Origin of the sequence: Microbacterium sp. (assembly GCF_031179285.1) — a bacterium.
GTDB lineage: Bacteria > Actinomycetota > Actinomycetes > Actinomycetales > Microbacteriaceae > Microbacterium.
Window position 1 is genome coordinate 203,283 of sequence record NZ_JAPSHY010000002.1, and the last position, 25,375, is coordinate 228,657.

Genomic DNA, 25,375 nt, shown 5'->3' on the forward strand with positions numbered 1-25,375 from the left:
AAGCGCAGCGCACCATGCTCGATGCGCTCGGCGTCGAGTCCGCGCTCGAGGACTGGAGCCCCGTCGAGGCGCTGATGCGCCAGGCGGTGCCGTCGTCGATCTTCACGGCAGCCTCCACGGAGTCCGTCATCCCGGTCGCCGCCAGCGAGACGGAGGCGCTCGCCGAACTGCGCGCCCTCGCGGCACGCAACACCGTGAACCGGCCGATGATCGGCCTCGGCTACTACGGCACGATCACCCCGCAGGTGATCCAGCGCAACGTGCTCGAGAACCCGTCCTGGTACACCGCATACACCCCCTATCAGCCCGAGATCTCGCAGGGGCGGCTGGAAGCGCTCATCAACTTCCAGACGATGGTGGCCGAGCTCACCGGCCTGTCGACCGCGAACGCGTCGATGCTCGACGAGTCCACAGCCGTGGTCGAGGGGATGCTGCTCGCCCGCCGCGCCTCGAAGAGCGCCTCGAACGTGTTCGTCGTCGACGCCGATGCGATGCCGCAGACGAAGGCGCTCCTGCAGACTCGCGCCGAGGCCGTCGGCATCGAGCTGGTGACCGTCGACTTCGCAGCCGGGCACACGATGCCGGCCGAGCTCTTCGGCGTGTTCGTGCAGTATCCCGGCGCGTCCGGACGGGTATGGGACGCGTCGGCCGTCTTCGACGCCGCACACCTCGCGGGGGCCATCGCGGTCGTCGCAGCCGATCTGCTCGCCCTCACGCTCATCACCTCACCCGGATCGCTCGGTGCAGACGTCGCCGTCGGCACCACGCAGCGCTTCGGCGTGCCCATGGGCTTCGGCGGACCGCATGCCGGATACATGGCCGTGCGCGCGGGTCTCGAGCGCCAGCTGCCCGGCCGGCTCGTCGGCGTCTCGGTCGATGCCGACGGCAAGCCGGCCTACCGCCTCTCGCTGCAGACGCGAGAGCAGCACATCCGCCGCGAGAAGGCGACGAGCAACATCTGCACGGCGCAGGTGCTGCTGGCGGTGATGGCGTCGATGTACGCCGTCTATCACGGCCCGGACGGGCTGCGCACGATCGCGCGGGAGACAGCGCTGAAGGCCGCCCTGCTGCGCGATTGGCTGGTCGAGGCCGGCGCCGACGTCGTGCACGACGCCTTCTTCGACACCATCCAGGTGCGCGTTCCGGGTCGTGCTGCGGAGTACGCCTCGCAGGCGCACCACGGCTACGGCATCCTGCTGCGCGTGGCGGATGCCGACACGATCGGCATCTCCGTCGATGAGACGACCACCCACGCTCAGCTGCACCAGGTCGCGAAGGTTTTCGGCGGCAAGCAGGAGCGCGTGTTCGGGTTCGGTGACGGGTACAACGCGCTTCCCGCGCAGCTTCGGCGACAGGACGACTACCTGACGCATCCGGTGTTCCATGTGCACCGCAGCGAGACGGCGATGATGCGATACCTGAAGAGCCTCGCCGATCGCGACTACGCGCTGGACCGGGGCATGATCCCCCTCGGCTCGTGCACGATGAAGCTGAATGCCGCCACCGAGATGGCATCCATCACGTGGCCGGAGTTCGCCGGCATCCACCCGTTCGCCCCGGCATCCGACGTGCAGGGCTACCTCGACCTCATCGATCAGCTCGAGGGCTGGCTCGCCGAAGTCACCGGATATGACGCCGTCTCGCTGCAGCCGAACGCCGGATCTCAGGGCGAGCTCGCCGGTCTTCTCGCCATCCGTGGCTACCACCTCGCCAACGGCGACGACCAGCGCACCGTCTGCCTGATCCCATCGTCTGCGCACGGCACGAACGCCGCCTCCGCCGTCCTCGCCGGCATGAAGGTCGTCGTCGTCGCGTGCGATGAACTCGGCAACGTCGATCTCGACGATCTCCGCGCCAAGATCACCGTCCACGCCGACGCACTCTCGGCGCTGATGATCACGTATCCCTCCACACACGGCGTGTACGAGCATGACGTGGTCGAGATCACGGCGGCCGTGCACGAGGCCGGCGGGCAGGTCTACGTCGACGGCGCGAACCTCAACGCCCTGCTCGGGTACGCCCGATTCGGCGATCTGGGCGGCGACGTCTCGCATCTCAACCTGCACAAGACGTTCGCCATCCCGCACGGCGGCGGCGGCCCCGGCGTCGGGCCGGTGGCGGCCAAGGCGCACCTCGCACCGTTCCTGCCCTCACATCCTCTGGCCCAGCGCGCCGGGCACTACGGCGGATTCACCTTCGAGGGCGGCGCCGTGTCCGCCGCGCCCTACGGCTCGGCCGGCATCCTTCCGATCTCGTGGGCCTACGTGCGCATGATGGGTGCCGACGGGCTCCGCCGGGCGACGGCCGCGGCCGTGCTGTCGGCCAACTACATCGCCGCCCGTCTCGGCGAGCACTACCCGGTGCTGTACACGGGTGAGCACGGGCGGGTCGCGCACGAGTGCATCCTCGACCTCCGTCCGCTCCGGGAGACGACCGGGGTCACGGTCGACGATGTCGCCAAGCGCCTGATCGACTACGGCTTCCACGCCCCGACGATGTCGTTCCCGGTCGCGGGAACCCTCATGGTCGAGCCGACCGAGTCCGAGGATCTGGCCGAGATCGAGCGGTTCATCGAGGCGATGATCCAGATCAAGGCCGAGGCGGACGCGGTGGCCGCCGGTCGCTGGCCGACCGACGACAACCCGCTCGTGAACGCGCCGCACACCGCGGTCTCCCTGATTGCGGGGGAGTGGACTCACGCCTACACCCGCGAGGAGGCCGCGTACCCCGTGCCGGCGCTCGTCGCCGGGAAGTACTGGCCCCCCGTGCGTCGTATCGACCAGGCCTACGGCGACCGCAACCTGGTGTGCGCCTGCCCGCCGATCGAAGCCTTCGCCTGAGACCTGAGTCCTCCTGACCGCGAGACTGCACCTGCGCGCCGAGACCGTGGCTTTTCACCACGATGTGTGCGGGCGAGGTCGACGGCGGTCACATGCGGCGAGGTGAGCAGCAGGCCGTCGTGCACCTGCAGGTCGAGGTCGGCCGCGGATCGATCGATGCGCACGCCGTTCCGCTCCCGCGCCGTTCCTTCGGCATCCACGAGATGCACCGGATGTGCGGAGCGCCCGATCGACACGCCCAGAAGCCCCGCGGCGGACGTGAGGACGAACGCCGCACCTGCCCAGTGTCCGGGCGAAGCAGGGGATGGGAGAGGCGGCGATCACCGTCCGAGTGTGTCCGGGGAGCGGCATCCGGATCCACTGGATCCCAGGTTCTGTGGAGAGTTCGGCTGTCCTTCGCGGGGTGGAGGACCTCGCTCTCGGTCCGTCCTCCCTCGCCCGTTCCGCGCCCCCGAGACTGCACCCAACCGCCGAGATCTGAAAGCGGGGGAGGGGGAAGGAGGACAGCGGGACAGTGGCGAAGGCGGAGGTCACCACTCAGTAACGGTTCATTAACAACACCGGTGGATGCCGGGTACCGCGTCTACGCTCGGAGTATCGCACTGCACTCGACGATGAGTGCGGGCTTGTCTATGTCCACAGGAGGACACAAAGTGAAGCGAAACAAGATCGCCGTCGCGGGCATCGCACTGTTCGCGACCGGGGCCATGGTCCTCGCAGGGTGCTCAGCAGGAGAGAATCCCGATCAGGGCGGAGGATCCGAGTTCCAAGCCGACCCGGACGCCATCATCCTCACCAACGGCACGGAGCCGGAGCATCCGCTCATCCCGACCAACACCAACGAGGTCGGCGGCGGCAAGATCCTCGACGAGATCTTCGCGGGGCTGGTCTACTACGACGGTGACGGCGCCCCGGTCAACGACATGGCCGAGGAGATTACCACCGAGGATCCGCAGAACATCACCGTCAAGCTGAAGAAGGGGCACACCTTCACCAACGGTGAAGAGGTCACCGCCGACAACTTCGTCAAAGCCTGGAACTACGGCGCTCAGGCGGAGAACGCTCACCTTTCGAGCTACTTCTTCGAAGACATCGAGGGCTTCATCAACGATCCGGGTGACGCAGCCAACCCCGACGACGACATCTTCGGGGCCCAGGGCGACATGTCCGGCCTCAAGATCGTCGACGACCACACCTTCACCATCACGCTGAACAAGCCGGCATCCGACTTCGCACTGCGCCTGGGCTATTCGGCCTACTACCCGCTGCCCGACGTCGCCTTCGAAGACATGGAGGCGTTCGGCGAGAACCCCATCGGCAACGGCCCGTACATGCTCGCCGAAGAGGGCGCGTGGCAGCACGACGTGCAGATCGATCTCGTTCGCAACGACGACTACAAGGGCGAGCGCAAGCCCGCCAACGGCGGTCTCACGATCAAGTTCTACGCCACCCAGGATGCCGCGTACGCAGATCTCCAGGGCGATCAGGTCGACGTGATCGATGAGATCCCGCCGGTGTCGCTGCCCACCTTCCAGGACGACCTGGGCGACCGCGCGGTGAACCAGCCGTCTGCAGTGTTCCAGTCGTTCACGATCGGGCAGTTCCTGCCGCACTTCTCCGGTGAGGAGGGCGTGCTGCGCCGCCAGGCGATCTCGATGGCCATCGACCGCGAACAGATCACGGAGAAGATCTTCTTCGGCACCCGCACTCCGGCATCGGACTTCACCTCACCGGTGATCGCCGGATGGTCGGACTCGATCCCCGGCGCGGAGGTCCTCGAATACAACCCCGACAAGGCCAAGGAGCTGTGGGCGGAAGCCGACAAGATCTCGCCGTGGGAGGGTGAGTTCCAGATCGCCTACAACTCCGACGGTGGCCACCAGGAGTGGGTCGACGCCGTGACGAACTCGATCACGAACACGTTCGAGATCGAAGCGTCCGGCGCGCCGTACCCGACACTGGCCGTGATGCGCGAGCAGATCAACGCCCGCACGATCACCACGGCTGCTCGCTCCGGCTGGCAGGCGGACTACCCGGGGATGTACAACTTCCTGGGTCCGCTGTACGCCACCAACGCCGGATCCAACGACGGCGACTACAGCAACGCGGAGTTCGACGACCTGCTCGAGTCGGGCATCAGCAACCCCGACGCCGAGGCGCAGATCGAGGAGTTCACCCAGGCTCAGGAGATCCTCCTGAACGACCTGCCCGCGATCCCGCTCTGGTACCAGAACGCGACCGGCGGCTACAGCCAGAACGTGCAGAACGTGACGGTCGGCTGGAACTCGGTTCCGATCTTCCACCAGATCACCAAGGCGGCCGAGTAGTACCTCGCAATGACTGCCGGGAGGCGGTGACGTCCGTCGTCACCGCCTTCCGGGCTGTCGTCAACGACTCTGCTCGCCCTCCCACAGAAGGGACTGCGGATGCTCAACTACATCCTGCGTCGCCTGCTGCAGGTGATTCCGGTCTTCATCGGTGCCACCCTGCTGATCTATTTCCTCGTGTTCGCCATGCCGGGAGACCCCATCCTCGCCCTCTTCGGCGACCGGTCGCCGAACCCGGCCCTGGTCAGTGCCCTGCGAGAGCGCTACCACCTGAACGACCCGTTCATCGTGCAGTACTGGTACTACATCACCGGTGTGCTCCAGGGTGACCTGGGCGTGACCTTCTCCGGGCGGCCGGTGTCCGAGGTCCTCGTCCACACGCTCCCGGTGACCGGTCGGCTGGCGCTCATGGCGATCGGCATCGAGTTCACCATGGCGATCATCATCGGCACGATCTCGGCCATGAACAAGGGCAAGGTCTTCGACCACGTCTCGCTCATCGTCGCCCTGGTCTCGATCGCGATCCCCATCTTCGTGCTCTGCTTCCTCGCACAGTACTTCCTCGCGATCCAGTGGGGCTGGTTCAAGCCGACCGTCGGAGCCGACAACGACTGGGGTGGACTCTGGCTGCCCGCCCTCGTGCTCGGCTTCAGCCTCTATGCCGTGAGCATGCGACTGATGCGAAGCTCCGTCATCGACACCCTGAATCAGGACTGGGTGCGCACCGCCTACAGCAAGGGGCTGCCCCGGCGCCGGGTGATCCCGGTGCACGTGCTTCGCAACTCGCTCATCCCCGTCATCACCCACTCGGCGACGAGCTTCGGCATCCTGCTCGTCGGCGCCACCGTCACCGAGGGCATCTTCAACGTGCCAGGAGTCGGTAACACGCTGTACCAGGCGGCCATCCGCGGCGAGGGTCCGACGGTCGTCTCGTTCGTCACCGTGTTCGTCATCCTGTACGTGCTGGTGAACCTGATCATCGACCTGCTGTACGGACTGCTCGACCCGAGGATTCGCTATGTCTGATCCCACCACCCAGAAGCATTACGTCGCGCCGGTCGAGACGGAGACCATCTCCGTCGACGCGATCCGCATCGCCGAGAAGCCCAGCAATCTGTGGCTCGACGCGTGGCGCGACCTTCGCCGCAGGCCCCTGTTCTGGCTCTCGGTGCTCCTCGCCGCGGTCTTCCTGCTGATGGCGGTGTGGCCGACGCTGTTCACTCAGGTGAATCCCCGTGCGGGAGACCTCATGTACAGCAACGAGGGCCCGGCACCCGGGCACCCGCTCGGCTACACCTTCCAGGGGCAGGACATCTACGCGCGCATCGTCTGGGGAGCGCAGACCTCGCTGTCGGTCGGTCTGATCGCGACCGTGCTGTCGTCGGTGATCGGTCTCGTCATGGGCGCGCTCGCCGGCTACTACGGCGGCTGGCTCGACTCGCTGCTCTCACGCGTCGGCGACATCTTCTTCGCGATCCCGTACATCCTCGCCGCAGTCGTCGTGATGACCGTCTTCTCGCAGTTCCGCTCCGTCTGGACGCTCGCACTGGCGATCGGCGGATTCTCCTGGGCGGCGACGGCGCGGGTCGTGCGAGCCGAGGTGCTGCGAGTGCGCCAAGCCGACTTCGTCATGGCATCGCGGGCTCTCGGGCAGTCGCGGTTCGCCACCCTGCTCAGTCACGTCATCCCCAACGCGATCGCGCCGCTGCTGGTCGTGTCGACGCTCGGTCTCGCGACCGCGATCGTGGCCGAATCCACGCTGTCGTTCCTCGGTGTCGGCCTCGGCGGGAGCATCGTCTCCTGGGGCAACGACATCAGCCAGGCGCAGGCCGCACTGCGCATCGCGCCGATGGCGCTGATCTACCCCTCGATCGCGCTCACGCTGGCCGTGCTCGCGTTCGTCACTCTGGGCGAGCTCATCCGCGACGCCCTCGATCCGAAGGCGAGGGCCCTCCGATGAGCGGATTCGAACGAGCGGCGGCGCCGGTACCTCTGCTGAGCGTCCGAGATCTGCGGGTGGCGTTTCGCACGCAGGAGGGGCCCCGAGAGGTGCTCCACGCGATCAGCTTCGACCTCTTCCCGGGTGAGACGGTCGCGATCGTCGGGGAGTCGGGATCCGGAAAATCGACGACGGCGAGCGCCATCGTCAATCTGCTCCCCGGCTCGGGGGAGATCACCGGCGGATCGATCACGCTCGACGGGCGGGAGCTGACGACTCTCAGCCGCCACGCGATCGAGGGGGTGCGCGGTCGCGACATCGGCTTCGTTCCCCAGGATCCGATGTCGAACCTCAACCCGGTGTGGAGCATCGGGTTCCAGGTGAAGGAGGCGATCCGCGCCAACGGCATCGCACAGGGGCGCGCCGCGGTCAGGGATCGTGCGATCGAGGTGCTGCAGCAGGCGGGGCTCGCGGATGCCGCGAACCGGCTGAATCAATACCCGCACCAGTTCTCGGGCGGAATGCGTCAGCGTGCGCTGATCGGGATCGGCCTCGCCGCAGATCCGAAGCTGCTCATCGCCGACGAGCCGACCTCCGCGCTCGACGTCACCGTCCAGCGGACGATCCTCGATCACATGGCGTCGCTGACCCGTGAGAAGGGCACGTCGGTGCTGCTGATCACCCACGACCTCGGTCTTGCGGCCGAACGCGCGGAGAAGATCATCGTGATGAACGGAGGCGACATCGTCGAGGCCGGTCCCAGCAGGCAGATCCTCGAGGATCCGCAGCATCCGTACACGAAGCGCCTCGTCGCCGCGGCTCCCAGCATCGCCTCGAAACGCATCCAGGCCGTCGTCGAGGATCGCGGCATCGAGACGCTGGACGATCTCGCCGACATCCCGCCGACGGTGAGGGTGGCGGGCCTCACCAAGGACTACAAGATCCGGCAGGGGCTGTTTCGAAGCGATCCCTTCCGGGCGGTCGACGACGTCTCGTTCGAGATCCCGAGAGGAAAGACCCTCGCGCTCGTCGGCGAGTCCGGTTCGGGGAAGTCGACCGTGGCGAAGATGATCCTCAAGCTCGAGGATCCGACCAGCGGCACGATCGAGATCGACGGGCAGGATGTGTCGCGTCTGTCCGAGGCGCAGTCGTTCGGACTACGCCGGCGGATGCAACCGGTGTTCCAGGACCCCTACGGCTCGCTCGATCCGCTTCGGAACATCGGTAACACCATCGCCGAGCCGCTGCAGATCCACGGTGCCGGCGACCGCGCTTCTCAGCGCGAGCGCGTGGAGGAGCTTCTCGACCAGGTCGCATTGCCCCGGGCGCTCGCGACCCGCTACCCGAACGAGCTGTCCGGCGGGCAGCGGCAGCGCGTCGCGATCGCACGCGCTCTCGCGCTCAAGCCCGACATCGTGGTGCTGGATGAGGCGGTCTCGGCCCTCGATGTCCTCGTGCAGGATCAGATCCTGAAGCTGCTCGCCGATCTGCAGTCCGAGTTGAACCTGACATATCTGTTCATCACGCACGACCTCGCCGTCGTGCGGGTGTCGAGCGACCTGGTCTGCGTCATGGAGCGCGGGCGGGTCGTCGAGCAGGGAACCGTCGACGAGATCTTCGCGAACCCGCAGCAGGAATACACCGACCGCCTCCTGCAGGCGATCCCCGGCGCCTCGATCCCGCTGGGCGGACGCTGACGGTGGTGGCGGAGAATCGGCGCGAGGGCGCGCGGACGTACCGCGCGCCTTCAGGGCTGGTGGTCCTGATCGCCTGCGTGCTGCTGGCGGCGTTCCTGCTCGGCGACGCCGTCGTGCGCGGCAGCTGGGGGCAGATGCTGCTGCTGGCGCCGTGGGTGCTGCTTGCGCTGTGGGCCGTGTACGAGGTCGCTGCCGTCTCGGCGGTGCGGGTCGATGACGGGGGAGTGCTCGTGCAGAACATGCTGCGCCGCACGTCCTTCGGCTGGAACCACGTGCGCGACGTCGACCTGCGCTGGCAGCTGGTCTTCTCGCTGGAGGACGGCACCGACGTCGCCTGCTACGGCGAACCGGCGCGGTCGCGACCCGTGCGCACCCGGATGCGTGACGACGAGGCTCCGAAGGCTCCGGCGGGCGTCCGCGTTCTCGCCGACATCCGGGAGCGCTGGCAGTCGGCGACAGGGCCGACGGGTGCGCCGATCCGCCGGACGTGGGACGTCCCTGCACTCGCCGTGCTGGGCGTGCTGGTGCTCTGGGCCGCCGCGGCGGTCATCATCGCGAACCTCGGCTGAGACCCTCCTCACCGCCGCAGCGGGCTCAGCCGGGCAGTCCGAACAGCGCCGGCCAGGTCGCCGCCGCCCACGGATATCCGACGAAGGCCACCGCGTCGATGATGAAGTGCGCGACCAGGAACGGCAGCAGCCGCCCCGTCCGCGCGAAGAGCCAGCCGAACAGCAGGCCCATCGCGAGGTTTCCGATGAAGGCGGGGGCGCCCTGATAGAGGTGGTAGCTGGCGCGCAGTACCGACGAGGCAATGATGATCGTCCACGGACTCCAGCCGAGCTGCCTGAGGCGGGCGAAGAGATAGCCGAGCAGCACGACCTCTTCTTGCAGTGAGGCCCGCGCCGCCGCCAGCAGCAGGACGGGCACCGTCCACCAATGGGCATCGATGCCCGCCGGGTCGATGGCGACCGTCAGGCCGAGTGCGCGCCCGGCGAGGTACAGCGCGAGACCCGGGATGCCGATCGCCAGGACGAGAAGGGCGCCGCGGCCGGCATCCGCCCCCACCCTGGTGCCATCCAGGCCGAGGCGTTCGAGATGCGGCCGCGACGACTGCCAGAGCAGGAAGCACACCAGGATCACCGGCACTAGGGAGAACCCGATCGACAGCACCTGATAGATGAGGTCGAACACCTCGCGATCGCTGCGCGAGGGATTGAGCGTGGCGGTCTGATCGGCCAGCGGCACCTCGTCGGTGAGACGATATGCAAGCTGGACGATCGCGTAGACGGCGGACTGCCCAAGGCCGAGCGCGAGGACGATCGCGATCTCCCACCACAGCCGCGCGCGCCCGTCCTCTTGATTCGGCTGTTCAGCGCTCGGGGGAGTAGAGAACACGGATCCGATGCTACGTCGCCGCGACGGCATGGTCAGGGTAGAGGGGCGTTCACTTGGGCGGCCCAGTCGCGAATGACGTGGCGCTCTTCCTCGCTACACACGTAGCCGTAGCCGAACGCGCCGTCCTCGAACACGAGCGTCCACTGGTTCGTGTAGGTCAGGGCATAGCAGTCGGCCATCACCTCTTCGCTCCCCTGGAAGTATCCCTGCTCGACGAGGTCGGTCGCGATGCTGACGTAGTCGTCCTGGGAGAAGGCATCCGCTTTCTGGTACACGTGAGCGAGCTCATGCAGCACGAGCACACGCTGCTGCATGCCGCCCGCGCTCTGATCAGCCGGCGCGAGATGGATCGTGAGTGGATCGCTTCCAGTCACGCAGCCGGCTACCGGCCACCCTTCCGGATGGGTCGACTCGCCGCACGCCGTATCCGCATCCCACACGAGGTCGATGAACCCGGCACCGGCCTCGTCGATCAGAGCTTCAGAGAGCGAGCCGGATGTGTTGGTGCTTCGGGCTGCGGCGTCCGCAATGCGCTGCTCGAGCTCCTGGCGATGGGCCTGCGCCTCTTGGGCGATGTTGGCGGCGCCGGATGCGGTGATTTTCGGATCCGCTCGGCCCTGCTCCAGATTCGCGAACAGGCTGGCGCGGGTCACCAGCGGTGCGGCGGGATTGCCTTCGAGCTGAGCGGCGAGTTCGTGATATCGGGCCTGCTCAGCGTCGAACAGCGCCAGAGCCTCGGCGACCGCGGGATCGTCGGAGGTCGGCCCCGGCACGGCGGGGCCCTGGACGGCGGGGCCGTCGTCGGATCCACCCGACGAGGACACCGCCGCTCCGATGAAGAGCACTGCGACGAACCCGAAGGCGAGCAACGCCACGCCGCCGCAGCCGATCAGGAAGCAGCCGACCCCGCTGCGGCGGGGCGACGCAATCGGCGCCGGCGTCATCGGGTAGTGGGCGGCTCCGGGGTTGACCCGCGCGATCCATTCCCGCAGCTGGGGGTAGCAGCCGGGATGATTCAGGATGTACGGGTGCAGATCGCCTCGGCGGGCTGCGATGTCGGCGAGCTGAGCCGGCGGCGTGTGGGGATTTTGAATCGCAGCGAGGTCGGCGTCGTACATCTGATCCCCCATGCCGCCAATGTAGCCCACGCCGGGCAGCCGGTGAACTCTGCCGCTCAGGAACCGGATGTGCGCATACGTTACCCTGGAATGTCGGCATCCCGGCGCTTCCCCTCCCTTTTAGGACTTCTGCATGGCGCACGCCCTCCGCTCTGACCTCCGCAACGTCGCAATCGTCGCGCACGTCGATCACGGCAAGACCACGCTCGTCGACGCCATGTTGCGCCAGACGGGCTCGTTCGGCTCGCACGAGCACATGGAGGAGCGCGCCATGGACTCGAATGACCTCGAGCGCGAAAAGGGCATCACGATCCTCGCCAAGAACACGGCGATCACCTACAAGGGCGCGCACGCCAATGGCCAGGAGATCACGATCAACGTGATCGACACCCCCGGTCACGCCGACTTCGGCGGCGAGGTCGAGCGCGGCCTCTCCATGGTCGACGGCGTCGTGCTCCTGGTCGACGCGTCGGAGGGCCCCCTCCCGCAGACCCGCTTCGTGCTGCGCAAGGCACTCGAGGCGAAGCTGCCCGTCATCCTCCTCGTCAACAAGACCGACCGGCCGGATGCTCGCATCGCCGAGGTCGAGGAAGAGGCGCACGACCTGCTGCTCGGGCTCGCGTCCGACCTCGTCGACGATGTGCCCGACCTCGATGTCGACGCGCTGCTCGACGTGCCGATCGTGTACGCATCCGGTCGCGCCGGAGCCGCTTCGCTCAATCGGCCCGAGAACGGCACGCTGCCGGACAACGACGATCTCGAGCCGCTCTTCGGTGCGATCCTCGAGCACATCCCGGCGCCGTCGTACGACGACGAGGCTCCGCTGCAGGCATGGGTGACGAACCTCGACTCCAGCCCGTTCCTCGGTCGTCTAGCGCTGCTGCGCGTCTTCAACGGCACCCTGAAGAAGGGTCAGACGGTCGCGTGGGTCCGCGCCGACGGCTCCACCAGCAACGCCCGCATCACCGAGCTGCTGAAGACCCGTGCCCTGGAGCGATACCCCGCCGACAGTGCTGCACCCGGCGACATCGTCGCCATCGCGGGCTTCGAGGACATCACCATCGGCGAGACGATCGCCGACCCGGAAGACATCCGCCCTCTCCCGGCCATCACCGTCGACGACCCCGCCATCTCGATGACCATCGGCACGAACACCTCGCCGCTCATGGGCAAGGTCAAGGGTCACAAGCTGACCGCCCGCATGGTCAAGGACCGCCTCGACCGCGAGCTCATCGGAAACGTGTCGATCAAGGTCGTCGACATCGGCCGCCCTGATGCATGGGAGGTGCAGGGCCGAGGTGAGCTGGCTCTCGCCATCCTCGTCGAGAACATGCGCCGCGAAGGGTTCGAGCTCACCGTCGGCAAGCCACAGGTGGTCACGAAGCAGATCGACGGCAAGGTGCACGAGCCGTTCGAGCACCTCACCATCGACGCGCCCGAGGAGTATCTCGGGGCGATCACCCAGCTGCTCGCGGCTCGCAAGGGCCGCATGGAGGGCATGACGAACCACGGCACCGGCTGGGTGCGCATGGAATTCGTCGTTCCGTCGCGAGGACTGATCGGCTTCCGCACCGAGTTCCTGACGACCACCCGCGGCACCGGCATCGCCAATGCCATCTCCCACGGCTATGAGCCGTGGGCAGGTCACATCACCACGCGTCAGAACGGTTCGATCGTCGCCGACCGCTCTGGCGTCGTGACGCCGTTCGCGATGATCGCGCTCCAGGAGCGCATGTCGTTCTTCGTGCAGCCCACGCAGGAGGTGTACGAGGGGATGGTCATCGGCGAGAACTCCCGCGCCGATGACATGGACGTGAACATCACCAAGGAGAAGAAGCTCACGAACATGCGTGCGGCGAGCTCCGACACCTTCGAATCGATGACGCCTCCGCGTCAGCTGACCCTCGAGGAGAGCCTCGAGTTCGCCCGCGACGATGAATGCGTCGAGGTGACGCCCGAGGTCGTCCGCATCCGCAAGGTGAACCTTGATCAGAACACCCGCGCCCGCGAGGCCTCTCGACTGAAGCGTCAGGACGCCAACGCCTGAGCGACCCTCGACGAAAGCACAGGGCCGTAGGCCGCCGACGGGCGGCCTACGGCCCTCTTTCATGAGATATCCAGGTGAAGGCTGGTTTTCACTCAGGTTCGTCACCCAGACTCGAAGGCTTGTGCCGCGGACGACTTCCCGATGAGTCCCCGGCGACAGCCCGCGACGACCCGAAAGTCGAACCATGATTCACCACACCCGTGCCCTTCGGCGCGCCTCCGAGGCGGCTTCCGCCCGCGACGGCATCGTCGCCCGCCGACCTATGCTGATCCTCGGCACCGCCGCGATCCTCGGACTCACCCTCGCGTCCGGAATGGTAGCGGCGCCGGCAGCCGGTGACGAGCGCCCGGACCCGCTGGCGGCGGTCGCTGCCATCGTCATCGGCGAGGAGCCGGCGCATAAACGCGTCGACGACGCCGTCATCCCGCTCGCAGAGGCCGAGGCTGCCGTGGCGGCCGCCGATGCACTGAACGCCGAGGTCGCAGCGTCCGGCCTCGACCTCGGAGCGCAAGCTGCTCTCGTGGACACCCGCGCTCTGGAGCAGAAGGTCGAGGCGCTCGATGAGCGCACGGAGATGACGGGGATCGTGCGGACCGGCCTGACCGCGCGCGTCACCGTCGAGACGGACGATGTCGTTGCGGCGACCGCCGACCTTCGGGCCCGGCTGACGGCCGCCCAGGAGCAGAAGGCAGCGGCCGACGCGGCACAGGCTGCGGCCGAGATGGCGGCGGCGGATGCTGCGGCGGCGCTCGCCGCGGCGAACACGGTCGACGGTGCCAAGGCGACGGCGCAGCGGATGGCTGCCAGCGACTACGGCTGGGGTGCGGACCAGTTCCGCTGCCTGGAGCAGCTCTGGGACAAGGAATCCGACTGGAACTACCAGGCGTACAACCCCTCCGGTGCGACCGGCATCCCGCAGGCGCTGCCCGGAGACAAGATGGCCTCTGCCGGCAGCGACTGGCAGAGCAACGCCTCGACCCAGATCGCCTGGGGTCTCGGATACATCGATTCGGTGTACGGCTCGCCCTGCGGGGCCTGGTCGCACTCTCAGTCGATGAACTGGTACTGACGAGCCCGGGTGCGACCGAACCGTCAGCGCAGTTCCGAGATGAGCACCGCGCTGGTTCCGCTGGTCATCGCCTCGAAGATGTGCGCCGCGTCTCCGGGGTAGGAGAGGTAGTCTCCGGCGTTCAGCAGCACCGGGTCCGCCACCGGGCCCACATTCGCCTGGCCGGAGATCAGGATGACGTGCTCGGTGGTTCCGGCGTGGTGCGGTTCGGAGCGTCGCGCCTGGCCGGGGTCGGCTTTGATGAGGTAGACGTCTCTTCGGGCGCCCGGAGGGCACGCCGAGAGGAGCGTCGCGCTGTACTCGGCCGCCGCCGACGGGACGCCGGCGAGATCCGCCGCTCTGATGAGCGTCGGCGCGTTCGCCTGCTGGTCGACGAGAACCGCGAAGGGAACGTCGAGGGCGACCCCGAGCGCCCAGAGGGTTTCGACGCTCGGGTTGCCGGAGCCGCCCTCGAGCTGTGACACCGTCGCCTTCGATATCCCGGCCCGGCGCGCCAGCTCCGAGACGGACATGCCGGCGCTCTCGCGTTCCCGGCGCAGAGTGCGGGCGATCCGTGTACGCAGATCTTCCATGTGTTCATCATGTCAAACGATCGTTCGCTTGACTAACCGAGGATGACTGTTCAGAATGATGGGCATGCGTTCATCCAATCGAACGCGCTCGAATCGCGCGGATCACGCGCCGGAGCGCGAAGTATGGCGCGAGGCACTCGGGGTGGTCCTCGCGACGAGCGCCTACGGTGTCTCCTTCGGTGCTCTCGCCGTCGCTGCGGGCCTCGATGTCTGGCAGACCTGCGTGCTGAGCCTTCTGATGTTCACCGGCGGCTCGCAGTTCGCCTTCGTCGGCGTCTTCGCGGCGGGCGGTCTCGCGGCGCTGCCCTCAGCGATCGCCTCGGCTGCACTGCTCGGAGTTCGCAACGCCGCGTACGGGATGCGGATGTCGCCGATCATCGGGTCGGGGTTCTGGCGGCGCGCGGCCGCGGCGCACTACACCATCGATGAGTCGACCGCGGTGGCGATCGCCCAGAGCGAGCCGCGGCTCCGCCGAGTCGGGTTCTGGGTGACGGGCATCGGCATCTACCTCGGCTGGAACGCCACGACGCTCGTCGGAGCCCTCGTCGGCGACGTCCTCGGCGACCCGAGGACCTGGGGGCTGGATGCCGCTGCCGCTGCCGCATTCCTCGCACTGCTGTGGCCGCGGCTGAAGCAGCGCCAGGCGATCGCCGTCGGCATCGCCGCTGCCGTCGTCGCAGCCGCGTTCACGCCGCTGCTGATGCCCGGGCTTCCGGTTCTGGTCGCCGCTGTCGTCGCGATCCTCGTCGGCTGGTTCAACTGGTTCCGACCTCCCGCCGTGTCACCCGACATCGTGGACGAGGCGGGGGTGACGCCATGAGCGTGTGGAGCGCAATCCTGCTCGCGGCCTGCATCTGCCTGGCGCTCAAGGCGGCCGGCTATCTCGTACCGCCGAAGGTGCTGGAGGCGCCGAAGCCCGCGCGCATCTCCGATCTGCTGACCGTGGGACTGCTGGCGGCACTCGTCGCCGTGCAGACCCTGGGCGACGGTCAGGCGATCGTCGTCGACGCCAGGGTGCCGGCCCTGCTGGTAGCAGCGGGACTGCTGTGGCTTCGGCAGTCGTTCCTCGTCGTCGTGTTCACAGCCGCGCTGGTCGCTGCCCTCCTGCGGCTCTTCGGTCTCGCTGCCTGACCGCCCGCCGGGGTCGGCGCAGGTACGTCTGCACGACTGCGGTACGGATGCACGAACAAAACGGCGGATGCGTCGTGCAGCCGTACCTGGATCGTGCAGGTGTTCCCGCGGTGGTCCGTCCGTCGGCGCTGCCCTCCCGCGAGAACCGGAGATGCGCCGCCCGCCGGTAGGATCGGGTAGTGCGCATCAGCTGGATCTCCCGGGTTCTGTCGTGGCTTGCCGCGGCGCTCGTCGGCGGCGTCTACGGCATCGCCGGAACCATCGGCCACAGTCTGCTGTGGGGCCCGATTCCCGTCGGTCTCATCGTCGGAGCCATCGCCTGCGGCGCGGTGCTCATCGCCATCCGAGCGCTCACTCACGACCGAGGTGCGGCCCTTGCGGCAGGCCTCGGGATGCTGGGCACACTCGTCATGATCTCCGGGGTCGGCCCTGGCGGCTCGGTCGTCGTCGAGGATTCGCTGTCCGGCCGCATCTGGACATATCTGGTCGCAGGTCTGGTCCTCCTCGTCGTCGCGTGGCCGTCACTGTCTCGGATGCGTGCACCGGCGAGGTCCGCGTCGGAATCCGGCCAGCCCGCGGCCGCTGAGGCTCCCATCATCACCGAGGTACCCCTGAACCCCGCGGCAGGGGATCCGCCTCCGGCAGTGGGTCGTAGACTGGAACAGTGACGTATGTGATCGCTCTGCCGTGTGTCGATGTGAAGGATCGTGCGTGCATCGACGAGTGCCCTGTGGACTGCATCTACGAGGGTGAGCGTTCGCTGTACATCCACCCCGATGAGTGCGTGGACTGCGGGGCGTGTGAGCCGGTGTGCCCGGTCGAGGCGATCTACTACGAGGACGACCTTCCCGAGGAGTGGTCGGACTATTACAAGGCGAACGTGGAGTTCTTCGACGAGATCGGCTCTCCCGGTGGCGCGGCCAAGACCGGCGTCATCGCGTACGACCACCCCATCATCGCCGCCCTGCCGCCACAGGGCGAGTAGTGAGCGTCCTCGACCTCGCCGACTACCCCTGGGACGCGGTCACCGCGTACCGTGAACGCGCCGCCCGGCATCCTCGGGGCATCGTCGATCTCTCGATCGGTTCACCGGTCGATCCGACGCCCGAGATCATCCGTCATGCCCTCGCTGAGGCGACCGACGCTCACGCCTATCCCCAGACGGTCGGCACCTCCGACCTTCGCCAGGCGATCGTCGACTGGTACGCCCGGCGTCGCGGCGTGCCGGAGCTGACGGTCGCGAACGTGCTGCCGACGATCGGCTCCAAGGAGCTGGTCGCTCTGCTTCCCACCCTGCTCGGGCTCGGTGACGGCGACGTCGTCGTGCATCCCCGCGTCGCGTATCCGACCTACGAGGTCGGCGCACGCGTCGCCGGTGCCACTCCGTTCCCGGAGGATGATCCCGCCGCTTGGCCGGAGAACACGAAGCTCATCTGGATCAATTCACCGGGAAACCCGGACGGGCGCACGTGGACCGTCGAGGAACTGGCTGTGGCGGTGAAGCGTGCGCGGGCGCTCGGAGCGGTGCTCGCGAGTGACGAGTGCTATGCAGAGCTCGGCTGGGAGGGGCAGTGGGCGGCCGAGCGGGTGCCGTCCGTGCTCGATCCGCGGGTGACTGACGGCAGTCGTGCGAATCTGCTCAGCGTTTACTCGCTCAGCAAGCAGTCGAACCTCGCCGGGTACCGTGCCGCCTTCATCGCCGGCTGCGGGCGGATCGTGGGTGACCTGCTCACCGTCCGCAAGCACCTCGGGTTGATGCCGCCGGCACCCGTTCAGCACGCGATGGCGGCGGCGCTGCGGGACGACGAACACGTCGCTTCCCAGAAGGAGCTGTATCGGGAACGTCGTGACCTGCTGAAACCCGCGGTGGAGGCGGCCGGCTTCCGGATCGACGGATCCGAGGCGGGGCTCTACCTCTGGGCGACGGAGAACCGGGATGCGTGGGCTTCGATGCAGCGCCTTGCCGAGCTCGGCATCCTCGCCGGGCCCGGTCCCTTCTACGGCGCCGACTCGGGCGAGCATGTGCGCCTGTCGCTGACGGCGCCGACCGAGCGCGTCGCCGAGGCCGCTCGACGGCTGCACGGAGGAGAATTGTAGGTTCCCTCCCGCCCGCGCGGCCTCTCTTGGCGGATGTCACAGTAGGCCGATGCGACTACTAGGCTGTAGAAGCGATTCGGTCGTGATCCGACCTGGCGCTCTGCGCCGTGACATCGCCCAGTTCCGGCTTGACAGAAGACTTTGGCAGCACCGACGTGACACGCGTACGGCCAGCCATGAGGAGGAGGACCGCGTGAGCGCAGCGGGAGACCAGCACGCGACGGCGAAGCTGACGATCGGTGAGACCACGGCGGAATTCCCGGTGGTGCGTGGGACGGCAGGGCACGACAGCATCGACTTCTCGACGCTGACCAGGCAGACCGGCTACACCGGTCTCGACTACGGATTCGTCAACACCGCCTCCACGAAGTCCGAGATCACCTACATCGACGGCGACAAGGGGATCCTCCGCTACCGCGGCTATCCGATCGAGCAGCTCGCCGGGAAGACCAGCTATCTCGAGGTCGCGTGGCTGCTCATCTACGGAGAGCTTCCCTCGGCAACCGAACTCGCCGAGTTCGACGACAAGATCCGCCGGCACACCCTCCTGCATGAGGATCTCAAGCACTTCTTCTCCGCGCTGCCCCACACCGCCCACCCGATGTCGGTGCTCTCGTCGGCGGTCGCGGCGCTGTCGACGTACTACGAGGGTCAGACCGACCCGAAGAACCCGGAGCACGTCGAGCTCAACATGGTGCGGATGCTCGCGAAGCTCCCCGTCATCGCGGCCTATGCGCACAAGAAGAGCGTCGGTCAGGCATTCCTGTATCCCGACAACTCTCTCGGTTTCGTGGAGAACTTCCTGAAGCTGAACTTCGGCGTGCATTCCGAGCCGTATGAGATCAACCCGGTGATGTCCAAGGCTCTCGAGCTGCTGCTCATCCTGCATGAGGATCACGAGCAGAACGCCTCGACCTCGACCGTGCGTCTGGTGGGTTCGACCGGAGCCAACCAGTTCGCCTCGATCTCGGCCGGGATCCAGGCGCTCTCCGGGCCCCTGCACGGCGGCGCGAACGAGGCCGTCCTCAGCATGCTCGGGCAGATCCGCGATTCGGGGCAGAGCGTCTCCCGCTTCGTCGAGCGCGTGAAGAACAAAGAAGAGGGCGTGAAGCTGATGGGCTTCGGGCACCGGGTGTACAAGAACTACGACCCGCGCGCCAAGCTCGTCAAGGAAGCAGCCGGCGAGGTGCTCTCCGAGCTCGGCGTGACCGATCCCCTCCTCGACCTCGCTCAGGAACTCGAAGAGATCGCGCTCGCTGACGACTACTTCAAGGAGCGCCGCCTCTACCCGAACGTCGATTTCTACACCGGCGTCATCTACAAGGCGATGGGCTTCCCGACGCGGATGTTCACCGTGCTCTTCGCCATCGGCCGGCTGCCCGGCTGGCTGGCGCAGTGGCGTGAGCTGCAGCTCGACCCGCAGACGAAGATCGGTCGCCCTCAGCAGCTCTACACCGGCGCCGCCGAGCGCACCTTCCAGACGCGCTGACTCCGCCTTCCCGCTGCCATGCCCGTCGTCGGCGCCGAAGTCGTCGTGCCCGTCGATCCCGCAACGGCGTTCGCCGTGTCGCAGACCACCGGCTCGGTTCGCCGACGCTGGGATCCGTTCATCGGCGAGCAGTACTTCCTCGACGGGGCGGATGCCGCGGCCAAGGATGTCCGCACCTTCACACGTCAGCGTCTCGGCCTCACCATGATCAGCCGCTACGTCTCGTACGCGCCGCCGACGAACGTGGGGATGGTCATGGAGACGGGTCCGTGGTTCTTCGAGAAGCTGGGCGGCGGCTGGCGGTTCACACCGGCGCCTGCGGGAGCGGGAACCGTCGCGGTCTGGAAGTACAACTTCTCGTGCAAGCCGGCCTGGCTCGCGCCGGTGGCCGAGTGGATCGGCGTGCGAGTGCTCGGCTACGAGATCCGCCGGCGCATCGCGGGTTTCGCGCGAGGCTGCGCGGATCCGGTGGTCCTCGAGGCCGCGCGCGGCTGATCGCAGCGGTGCCCTTGGGGGCGCCGCTGCGTGCCGAGACACGAAGCGCCCCCTCCCCGCCGAAGCGGAGAGGGGGCGCAGTCGTGGGTGCGGGCGATCAGCGTCCCTGGTAGCCGCGTCCGCCCTGACCCTGACGCGCGGCGCCGCCCTGACGTGAGGCGCCACCCTGGCCGCCCTGTCCGGAGCGCGGACGACGACGGCGCGCGGGGGGAGTGGAGGCGCCGGTGCGCTCGCCACCGGCCGGGCGCTGCCTGACCGGCTGGCGCTGCGGCTGGGCCTGTACCGGGACCGGACGGACGTGCGCTGCACGCTCCGGCACGAGCTCGGTGACGGCATCCGTCGTGACCGGCTCGAGAGCAGCCGAGATGGCGGCCTTGCGCAGCAGGTCCTTGACGTCGCGGCGCTGCTCGGGAAGCACGACGGTCACGACGGTGCCTGCAGCGCCGGCGCGCGCGGTGCGACCGGAGCGGTGCAGGTATGCCTTGTGCTCCATGGGCGGGTCGACGTGGACGACGAGGTCGACGTTGTCGACGTGCACACCGCGGGCAGCGACGTCGGTGGCGACGAGCACTCGCACGCCGCCGTCTTCGGGCGCCGAGGAGAAGGCGCTGAGGTTGCGCTCGCGAGCGTTCTGCGACAGGTTGCCGTGCAGGTCGACCGCCGGGATGCCGGCGGCGGTGAGCTGCTTGGCGAGCTTCTTGGCCTGGTGCTTCGTGCGTGTGAAGAGGATGCGCCGGCCTGTGCCCGAGGCGAGATCGCGCACCAGCGCGGTCTTGTTGTCGGTCGAGTCGACGACGAGCACGCGGTGGGTCATCTCGCCGACGGGCACGCTCTCCTCGTTCACCTCGTGACTCACCGGATTCGAGAGGAACCGGCGGGCGAGCGAGTCGATACCGCGGTCGAGCGTGGCGCTGAACAGCAGACGCTGACCGCCCGCCGGCGTCGCGGTGAGGATGCGGGTGACACCAGGCAGGAAGCCGAGGTCAGCCATGTGGTCGGCCTCGTCGAGGACCGTGACCTCGACCGCGTCGAGCTGCACGACCCTCTGCTTCATGAGGTCTTCGAGTCGCCCCGGGCACGCGACGACGATGTCGACACCGCTGCGCAGCGCTTGCTCCTGAGGCCGCTGGCTGACGCCGCCGAAGACGGTGGTCACCCGCAGACCGGAGGCTTCGGCGAGCGGGGCGATCGTCGCGGCGATCTGGGTGGCGAGCTCGCGGGTCGGTGCGAGTACGAGACCGCGCGGGTGACCGGGACGGCTCTTCTTGGAGGAGGCGGCGAGTCGCGAGACGAGCGGGAGCGCGAACGCGATCGTCTTACCGCTGCCGGTGCGACCGCGACCGAGCAGGTCGCGACCGGCGAAGGAGTCGGGGAGGGTGTCACGCTGGATGGCGAACGCCTCCGTCTTGCCGTCGGCCGCGAGGACGGCGGCAAGCTCGGCGGGCACGCCGAGATCGAGGAAGGAAGTCATAGATGTATCTCCGAAAGTGCACGCACGACGATGATGCCGGGTGCGGGAAGGTGGGCGACGGCGCGGGATCGCGCATCGTTTCGCCGTTCGAAATGGCCAGAACCAGGCTAGTGGCGCGGGAGCGTGTCGACGACGCAGACGTCTCGCAATCGCGAGGAGCGTCAGTTGAGACTATCACGCGATCGGAGGGCGAGCCGTACGCCCGCCCACTGCTCAGGCGTGGAGCGCCTCGTTGAGGGTGACACCGACGCCTGTTCGCTGAACCACCTCGACCGCTCCGGAGAGGGAATTTCGGCGGAAGAGCAGCCCGTTGCGCCCGGAGAGCTCGGCACCTTTCACGGTCGTCCTGCCGCCGTCGGCAGTCGCCGGTCCATCGACGACCACGATCTTCGAGCCTGCCGTCACGTAGAGTCCGGCCTCGACGACGCAGTCGTCGCCGAGCGAGATCCCGATACCGGCGTTGGCGCCGAGCAGGGTGCGCGCACCGATCGACACGCGGTGCGTGCCGCCACCCGAGAGCGTGCCCATGATCGATGCGCCACCCCCGATGTCGCTGCCGTCACCGACGACGACGCCCTGAGAGATGCGCCCTTCGACCATCGAAGATCCGAGGGTCCCAGCGTTGAAGTTCACGAATCCCTCGTGCATGACCGTCGTGCCGGGGGAGAGGTACGCGCCCAGGCGCACCCGCGAGGCGTCGGCGATCCGGACCCCGGCGGGCTGGACGTAGTCGGTCAGACGGGGGAACTTGTCCAGGCCCTGCACCTGGATGCCGGCACGCTGAAGCGCCGGGCGCAGCCGAGCGGCGTCGTTCGGATGCATGGGACCGGCATTGGTCCAGGCGACGGTCGGCAGGTATCCGAAGATGCCGTCGAGATTGAGCTCGTTGGGACGCACGACGAGGTGCGACAGGGCGTGCAGTCGAAGGTAGGCGTCGGAGGTCGACGCGGGAGCAGCGTCGAGGTCGATCTGCAGTCCGACGACCTCCACGGTGACGTTGCGACGCTCATCGCTTCCGGCGTGCTGCTGCAACGCGGATGCCGCGGCATCCTGATCCGACGGTGCCACCGCCCGGACCTCAGGGAACCAGGCGTCCAGAACCGTGCCGTCCCCGGCGATGGTCGAAAGTCCGATACCCCACACGGTGCGCGCTGCAGTCATGCCCCCACGCTATCGAATCCTGCACATCGCCCGGTTCGCGTGACGCCACGTCGGCCTTCAGTAGGCTGAGGGGATGCTGCTCGATCTGACCGCGTCCTCCGTCGACATCACGCGCGCGATCTGCGACATCCCGAGTGTCTCCGGTGACGAGAAGGCGTTGGCCGATGCGATCGAGGCGGCGGTCACGCCGCTCGCTCACCTGGAAGTCATCCGCCACGGCAACACGGTCGTGGCTCGCACGGCACTCGGCCGTTCGCAACGAGTGGTGATCGCCGGCCACATCGACACCGTCCCCATCAACGACAATCTTCCGACGCGGGACGTCGAGATCGATGGCGAGAGCTTTCTCTGGGGTCGCGGCACCGTCGACATGAAGGCGGGCACCGCGGTGCAGCTCAAACTCGCCGCTGAGCTGGTCGATCCCGCGGTCGATGTGACCTGGATGTGGTACGACAACGAAGAGGTCGAGGCCTCGAAGAACGGGCTCGGACTGCTCGCGGCCGTCCGGCCCGATCTCTTCGAAGCGGACTTCGCGATCCTCGGCGAGCCCTCCAACGGCGAGGTCGAGGGCGGGTGCAACGGCACCCTTCGCGCGATCGTGCGCACCACGGGAGTGCGGGCGCACAGCGCGCGCGCATGGGTCGGTGAGAACGCGATCCACCGCGCCGCGCCGATCCTCAGCCGGCTGGCCGAGTACCGGGCCCGCGAGGTCGCCGTCGAGGGGCTCGTGTACCGCGAGAGCCTGAGCGCTGTGCGCATCGCCGGGGGAGTGGCCGGCAACGTGATCCCGGACGCGTGCGAGGTCGAGGTCAACTACCGCTTCGCCCCCAGCAAGAGCGCCGCCGACGCCGAGGCCCACGTGCGAGGCGTGCTCGCCGGGTTCGACATCGAGATCACCGACGCCGCCGAGGGCGCACGACCCGGGCTCGACGCTCCCGTCGCGCAGGCCTTCGTCGCCGCCGTCGGTGCCGAGCCGCGCCCGAAGTACGGATGGACCGACGTCGCCCGCTTCTCCGCCCTCGGCATCCCGGCGGTGAACTACGGCCCCGGAGACCCGCACCTGGCTCATCACGACCAGGAACGAGTGCCTCTGGCGCAGATCGACGCCGTGGAGCGGGGCCTTCGCGAATGGCTCATCGCGCGCTGATCGCCGCCGCGCGAGGCTGGGCACGAACGCCCGTCGTCGTGCGCATCGCCGCCGTGTACATCGCGGCGAGACTCATCACCACCGCACTCCTGCTGCTGGCGGCATCCCAGTCGACATCACTGTCTCGATTCGGGGCGGACGCCGGCCTCGTCGACTTCGTCCTCGGCTGGGACGCCCAGTGGTACTGGTCGGTCGCCGAGTACGGTTATCCCGCCGAGCTGCCGCTGACCGCGTCCGGCGAGGTGGCCGAGAACGCCTGGGCCTTCATGCCGGTGTACGCCTATCTGGCGAAGGCGGTGGGGTTCCTCTTCGGCTCCTGGGGCGCGGGCGCGCTCGTGGTGTCGCTCATCGGCGGCTACCTCGCAGTCCTCGCACTGCATCGCCTGCTGCGCGAGCGGATCGGCGCGTCGGCGGCGATGTGGGCTGTCGTGTTCTTCGCGTCTGGGCCGCTGGGGGCGCTGTTCCAGGTCGGCTACGCCGAGGTGCTGTTCCTGCTCCTGCTCTTGCTCGGGCTGGATGCGGTCGCCAGGCGTCGCTTCGCCCGGCTCTATCTCATCGTCCCGGTGATGGCCTTCACCCGCCCCGGCATCCTGGCCTTCGCGCTGTACCTCGGTCTGTACGGGATCTGGCGCTGGGTTCGCCGGCGGGAGGATCCGCTCCCGCGCAGGGAGATCGTGCATATCGTGGCGCTGGGCGCGCTCGCGACCGCGGCGGGATTCAGCTGGCAGGTGATCGCAGGCATCGTGACCGGCGACTTCGGCGCGTACCTCGCGACCGAACTGTCCTGGCGGCGGAACTGGATCGCCGAGGGCGCAGACGGGTTCGTGCCGTTCGAAGGCTGGATCCAGGCGTCGCAGTTCTGGTTCGCGCAGTGGGGGATGCCGCCATGGTGGGGCGTCGTCGCGCTCGCGATGCTCGTCTGCGCCTTCGGGGTGACGCTGTGGCGCTCGAGGCACGTGAAGGCGTTGGGCGTCGACGTGCGGCTGTGGAGCGCGAGCTACGCCCTCTACCTGCTGGCGGTCTTCTTCCCGCAGTCCAGCACCTTCCGACTGCTCGTTCCGCTCAGCCCGCTGTGGGGTGCGGTGGCGATTCCCCGCTCCAGGGTGTGGCGGATCGGCATCCTCGTGGCCTGTCTCGTCGGCCAGTGGCTGTGGATCCACCATGTCTACGCGCTCGGGAACACTTTCTGGCAGGTGCCGTGAGCGTGAAGGCTTCGTGCATTTTCCCATACCGACATCCGCGTCCGCGCGACTACCGATAAAGTTAATCCATACCACCGAGGAAAAGGAGCCACGATGGCAGCGATGAAGCCAAGGACCGGAGACGGACCGATGGAGGCCGTGAAGGAGGGGCGACTCATCATCGTGCGTGTTCCGCTCG

The 25,375-nt window shown here is 67.9% G+C and carries 23 protein-coding genes; 18 read left to right on the top strand and 5 right to left on the bottom strand.

The genetic code is table 11. The features are described 5' to 3' along the window. Positions 1-14: 14 nt before the first annotated feature. The 6 genes from gcvP (at position 15) to RIN18_RS02215 (ending at position 9,372) form a co-directional block, all read left to right on the top strand. On the top strand, positions 15-2,840 hold the full coding sequence (gene gcvP / locus RIN18_RS02190) for an aminomethyl-transferring glycine dehydrogenase (protein ID WP_375163483.1): 2,826 nt from the start codon (positions 15-17) through the stop codon (positions 2,838-2,840). 653 nt (positions 2,841-3,493) lie between these two features. Then, positions 3,494-5,167 (top strand): ABC transporter substrate-binding protein, encoded by a 1,674-nt coding sequence (locus RIN18_RS02195; RefSeq protein WP_309102300.1) that lies wholly within the window; start codon positions 3,494-3,496, stop codon positions 5,165-5,167. A gap of 99 nt (positions 5,168-5,266) precedes the next feature. After that, on the top strand, positions 5,267-6,193 hold the full coding sequence (locus tag RIN18_RS02200; RefSeq protein ID WP_309102301.1) for an ABC transporter permease: 927 nt from the start codon (positions 5,267-5,269) through the stop codon (positions 6,191-6,193). Beyond that, positions 6,186-7,127: an ABC transporter permease gene (locus RIN18_RS02205; protein WP_309102302.1), complete on the top strand. Its 942-nt coding sequence runs from the start codon at positions 6,186-6,188 to the stop codon at positions 7,125-7,127. Before RIN18_RS02200 ends, RIN18_RS02205 begins: the two co-directional genes overlap by 8 nt. Continuing rightward, on the top strand, positions 7,124-8,803 hold the full coding sequence (locus tag RIN18_RS02210) for an ABC transporter ATP-binding protein (protein WP_309102303.1): 1,680 nt from the start codon (positions 7,124-7,126) through the stop codon (positions 8,801-8,803). The genes RIN18_RS02205 and RIN18_RS02210 overlap by 4 nt, the downstream gene beginning before the upstream one ends. Before the next feature lie 5 nt (positions 8,804-8,808). Further along, on the top strand, positions 8,809-9,372 hold the full coding sequence (locus RIN18_RS02215; RefSeq protein ID WP_309102304.1) for a PH domain-containing protein: 564 nt from the start codon (positions 8,809-8,811) through the stop codon (positions 9,370-9,372). Positions 9,373-9,397: 25 nt separating this feature from the next. Here RIN18_RS02215 and RIN18_RS02220 read toward each other — a convergent pair whose 3' ends face one another. Both RIN18_RS02220 and RIN18_RS02225 read right to left on the bottom strand, forming a co-directional pair. Further along, positions 9,398-10,198, bottom strand: a complete 801-nt coding sequence (locus tag RIN18_RS02220) for a type II CAAX endopeptidase family protein (RefSeq protein ID WP_309102305.1) — start codon at positions 10,196-10,198, stop codon at positions 9,398-9,400. A 32-nt stretch (positions 10,199-10,230) separates the two neighbouring features. Then, complete coding sequence (locus tag RIN18_RS02225) at positions 10,231-11,328, bottom strand: hypothetical protein (protein WP_309102306.1); 1,098 nt, start codon at positions 11,326-11,328, stop codon at positions 10,231-10,233. 121 nt (positions 11,329-11,449) lie between these two features. On the opposite strand from RIN18_RS02225, the gene typA reads away from it, so the two are divergent. Next, positions 11,450-13,363 carry a translational GTPase TypA gene (gene typA / locus RIN18_RS02230; protein ID WP_309102307.1) on the top strand — a complete coding sequence of 638 codons (1,914 nt, stop codon included), beginning with the start codon at positions 11,450-11,452 and terminating at the stop codon, positions 13,361-13,363. A 184-nt stretch (positions 13,364-13,547) separates the two neighbouring features. After that, on the top strand, positions 13,548-14,432 hold the full coding sequence (locus tag RIN18_RS02235) for a phospholipase (RefSeq protein WP_309102308.1): 885 nt from the start codon (positions 13,548-13,550) through the stop codon (positions 14,430-14,432). 23 nt (positions 14,433-14,455) lie between these two features. Here RIN18_RS02235 and RIN18_RS02240 read toward each other — a convergent pair whose 3' ends face one another. Then, on the bottom strand, positions 14,456-15,004 hold the full coding sequence (locus tag RIN18_RS02240) for an XRE family transcriptional regulator (protein WP_309102309.1): 549 nt from the start codon (positions 15,002-15,004) through the stop codon (positions 14,456-14,458). A 64-nt stretch (positions 15,005-15,068) separates the two neighbouring features. On the opposite strand from RIN18_RS02240, the gene RIN18_RS02245 reads away from it, so the two are divergent. The 7 genes from RIN18_RS02245 to RIN18_RS02275 all read left to right on the top strand — a co-directional run bounded on the left by RIN18_RS02245 (position 15,069) and on the right by RIN18_RS02275 (position 20,216). Beyond that, positions 15,069-15,824, top strand: a complete 756-nt coding sequence (locus tag RIN18_RS02245) for an AzlC family ABC transporter permease (RefSeq protein WP_309102310.1) — start codon at positions 15,069-15,071, stop codon at positions 15,822-15,824. Beyond that, positions 15,821-16,135: an AzlD domain-containing protein gene (locus tag RIN18_RS02250; RefSeq protein ID WP_309102311.1), complete on the top strand. Its 315-nt coding sequence runs from the start codon at positions 15,821-15,823 to the stop codon at positions 16,133-16,135. Before RIN18_RS02245 ends, RIN18_RS02250 begins: the two co-directional genes overlap by 4 nt. A 179-nt stretch (positions 16,136-16,314) precedes the next feature. Beyond that, positions 16,315-16,803: a histidinol dehydrogenase gene (locus RIN18_RS02255; RefSeq protein ID WP_309102312.1), complete on the top strand. Its 489-nt coding sequence runs from the start codon at positions 16,315-16,317 to the stop codon at positions 16,801-16,803. Next, complete coding sequence (gene fdxA / locus RIN18_RS02260) at positions 16,800-17,120, top strand: ferredoxin (RefSeq protein WP_309102313.1); 321 nt, start codon at positions 16,800-16,802, stop codon at positions 17,118-17,120. Before RIN18_RS02255 ends, fdxA begins: the two co-directional genes overlap by 4 nt. After that, positions 17,120-18,232, top strand: a complete 1,113-nt coding sequence (dapC, locus tag RIN18_RS02265; protein WP_309102314.1) for a succinyldiaminopimelate transaminase — start codon at positions 17,120-17,122, stop codon at positions 18,230-18,232. Before fdxA ends, dapC begins: the two co-directional genes overlap by 1 nt. Positions 18,233-18,425: 193 nt before the next feature. Continuing rightward, positions 18,426-19,721, top strand: a complete 1,296-nt coding sequence (locus RIN18_RS02270) for a citrate synthase (RefSeq protein WP_309102315.1) — start codon at positions 18,426-18,428, stop codon at positions 19,719-19,721. Positions 19,722-19,739: 18 nt separating this feature from the next. Next, complete coding sequence (locus RIN18_RS02275; protein ID WP_309102316.1) at positions 19,740-20,216, top strand: SRPBCC family protein; 477 nt, start codon at positions 19,740-19,742, stop codon at positions 20,214-20,216. A gap of 97 nt (positions 20,217-20,313) precedes the next feature. Here RIN18_RS02275 and RIN18_RS02280 read toward each other — a convergent pair whose 3' ends face one another. Next, on the bottom strand, positions 20,314-21,687 hold the full coding sequence (locus RIN18_RS02280) for a DEAD/DEAH box helicase (RefSeq protein ID WP_309102317.1): 1,374 nt from the start codon (positions 21,685-21,687) through the stop codon (positions 20,314-20,316). 213 nt (positions 21,688-21,900) lie between these two features. Continuing rightward, positions 21,901-22,848, bottom strand: coding sequence for a 2,3,4,5-tetrahydropyridine-2,6-dicarboxylate N-succinyltransferase (gene dapD / locus RIN18_RS02285; RefSeq protein WP_309102318.1), 948 nt, complete (start codon positions 22,846-22,848; stop codon positions 21,901-21,903). A gap of 73 nt (positions 22,849-22,921) precedes the next feature. Between dapD and dapE the strand changes: the two genes are divergently transcribed. The 3 genes from dapE to RIN18_RS02300 form a co-directional block, all read left to right on the top strand. Continuing rightward, entirely contained in the window at positions 22,922-23,995 is a 1,074-nt protein-coding gene (gene dapE, locus RIN18_RS02290) for a succinyl-diaminopimelate desuccinylase (RefSeq protein WP_309102319.1), read from the top strand. After that, complete coding sequence (locus tag RIN18_RS02295) at positions 23,977-25,197, top strand: hypothetical protein (protein ID WP_309102320.1); 1,221 nt, start codon at positions 23,977-23,979, stop codon at positions 25,195-25,197. Before dapE ends, RIN18_RS02295 begins: the two co-directional genes overlap by 19 nt. Positions 25,198-25,290: 93 nt before the next feature. Beyond that, positions 25,291-25,375: DUF3117 domain-containing protein (locus RIN18_RS02300; RefSeq protein ID WP_309102329.1), on the top strand; the 85-nt coding region annotated here is incomplete at its 3' end.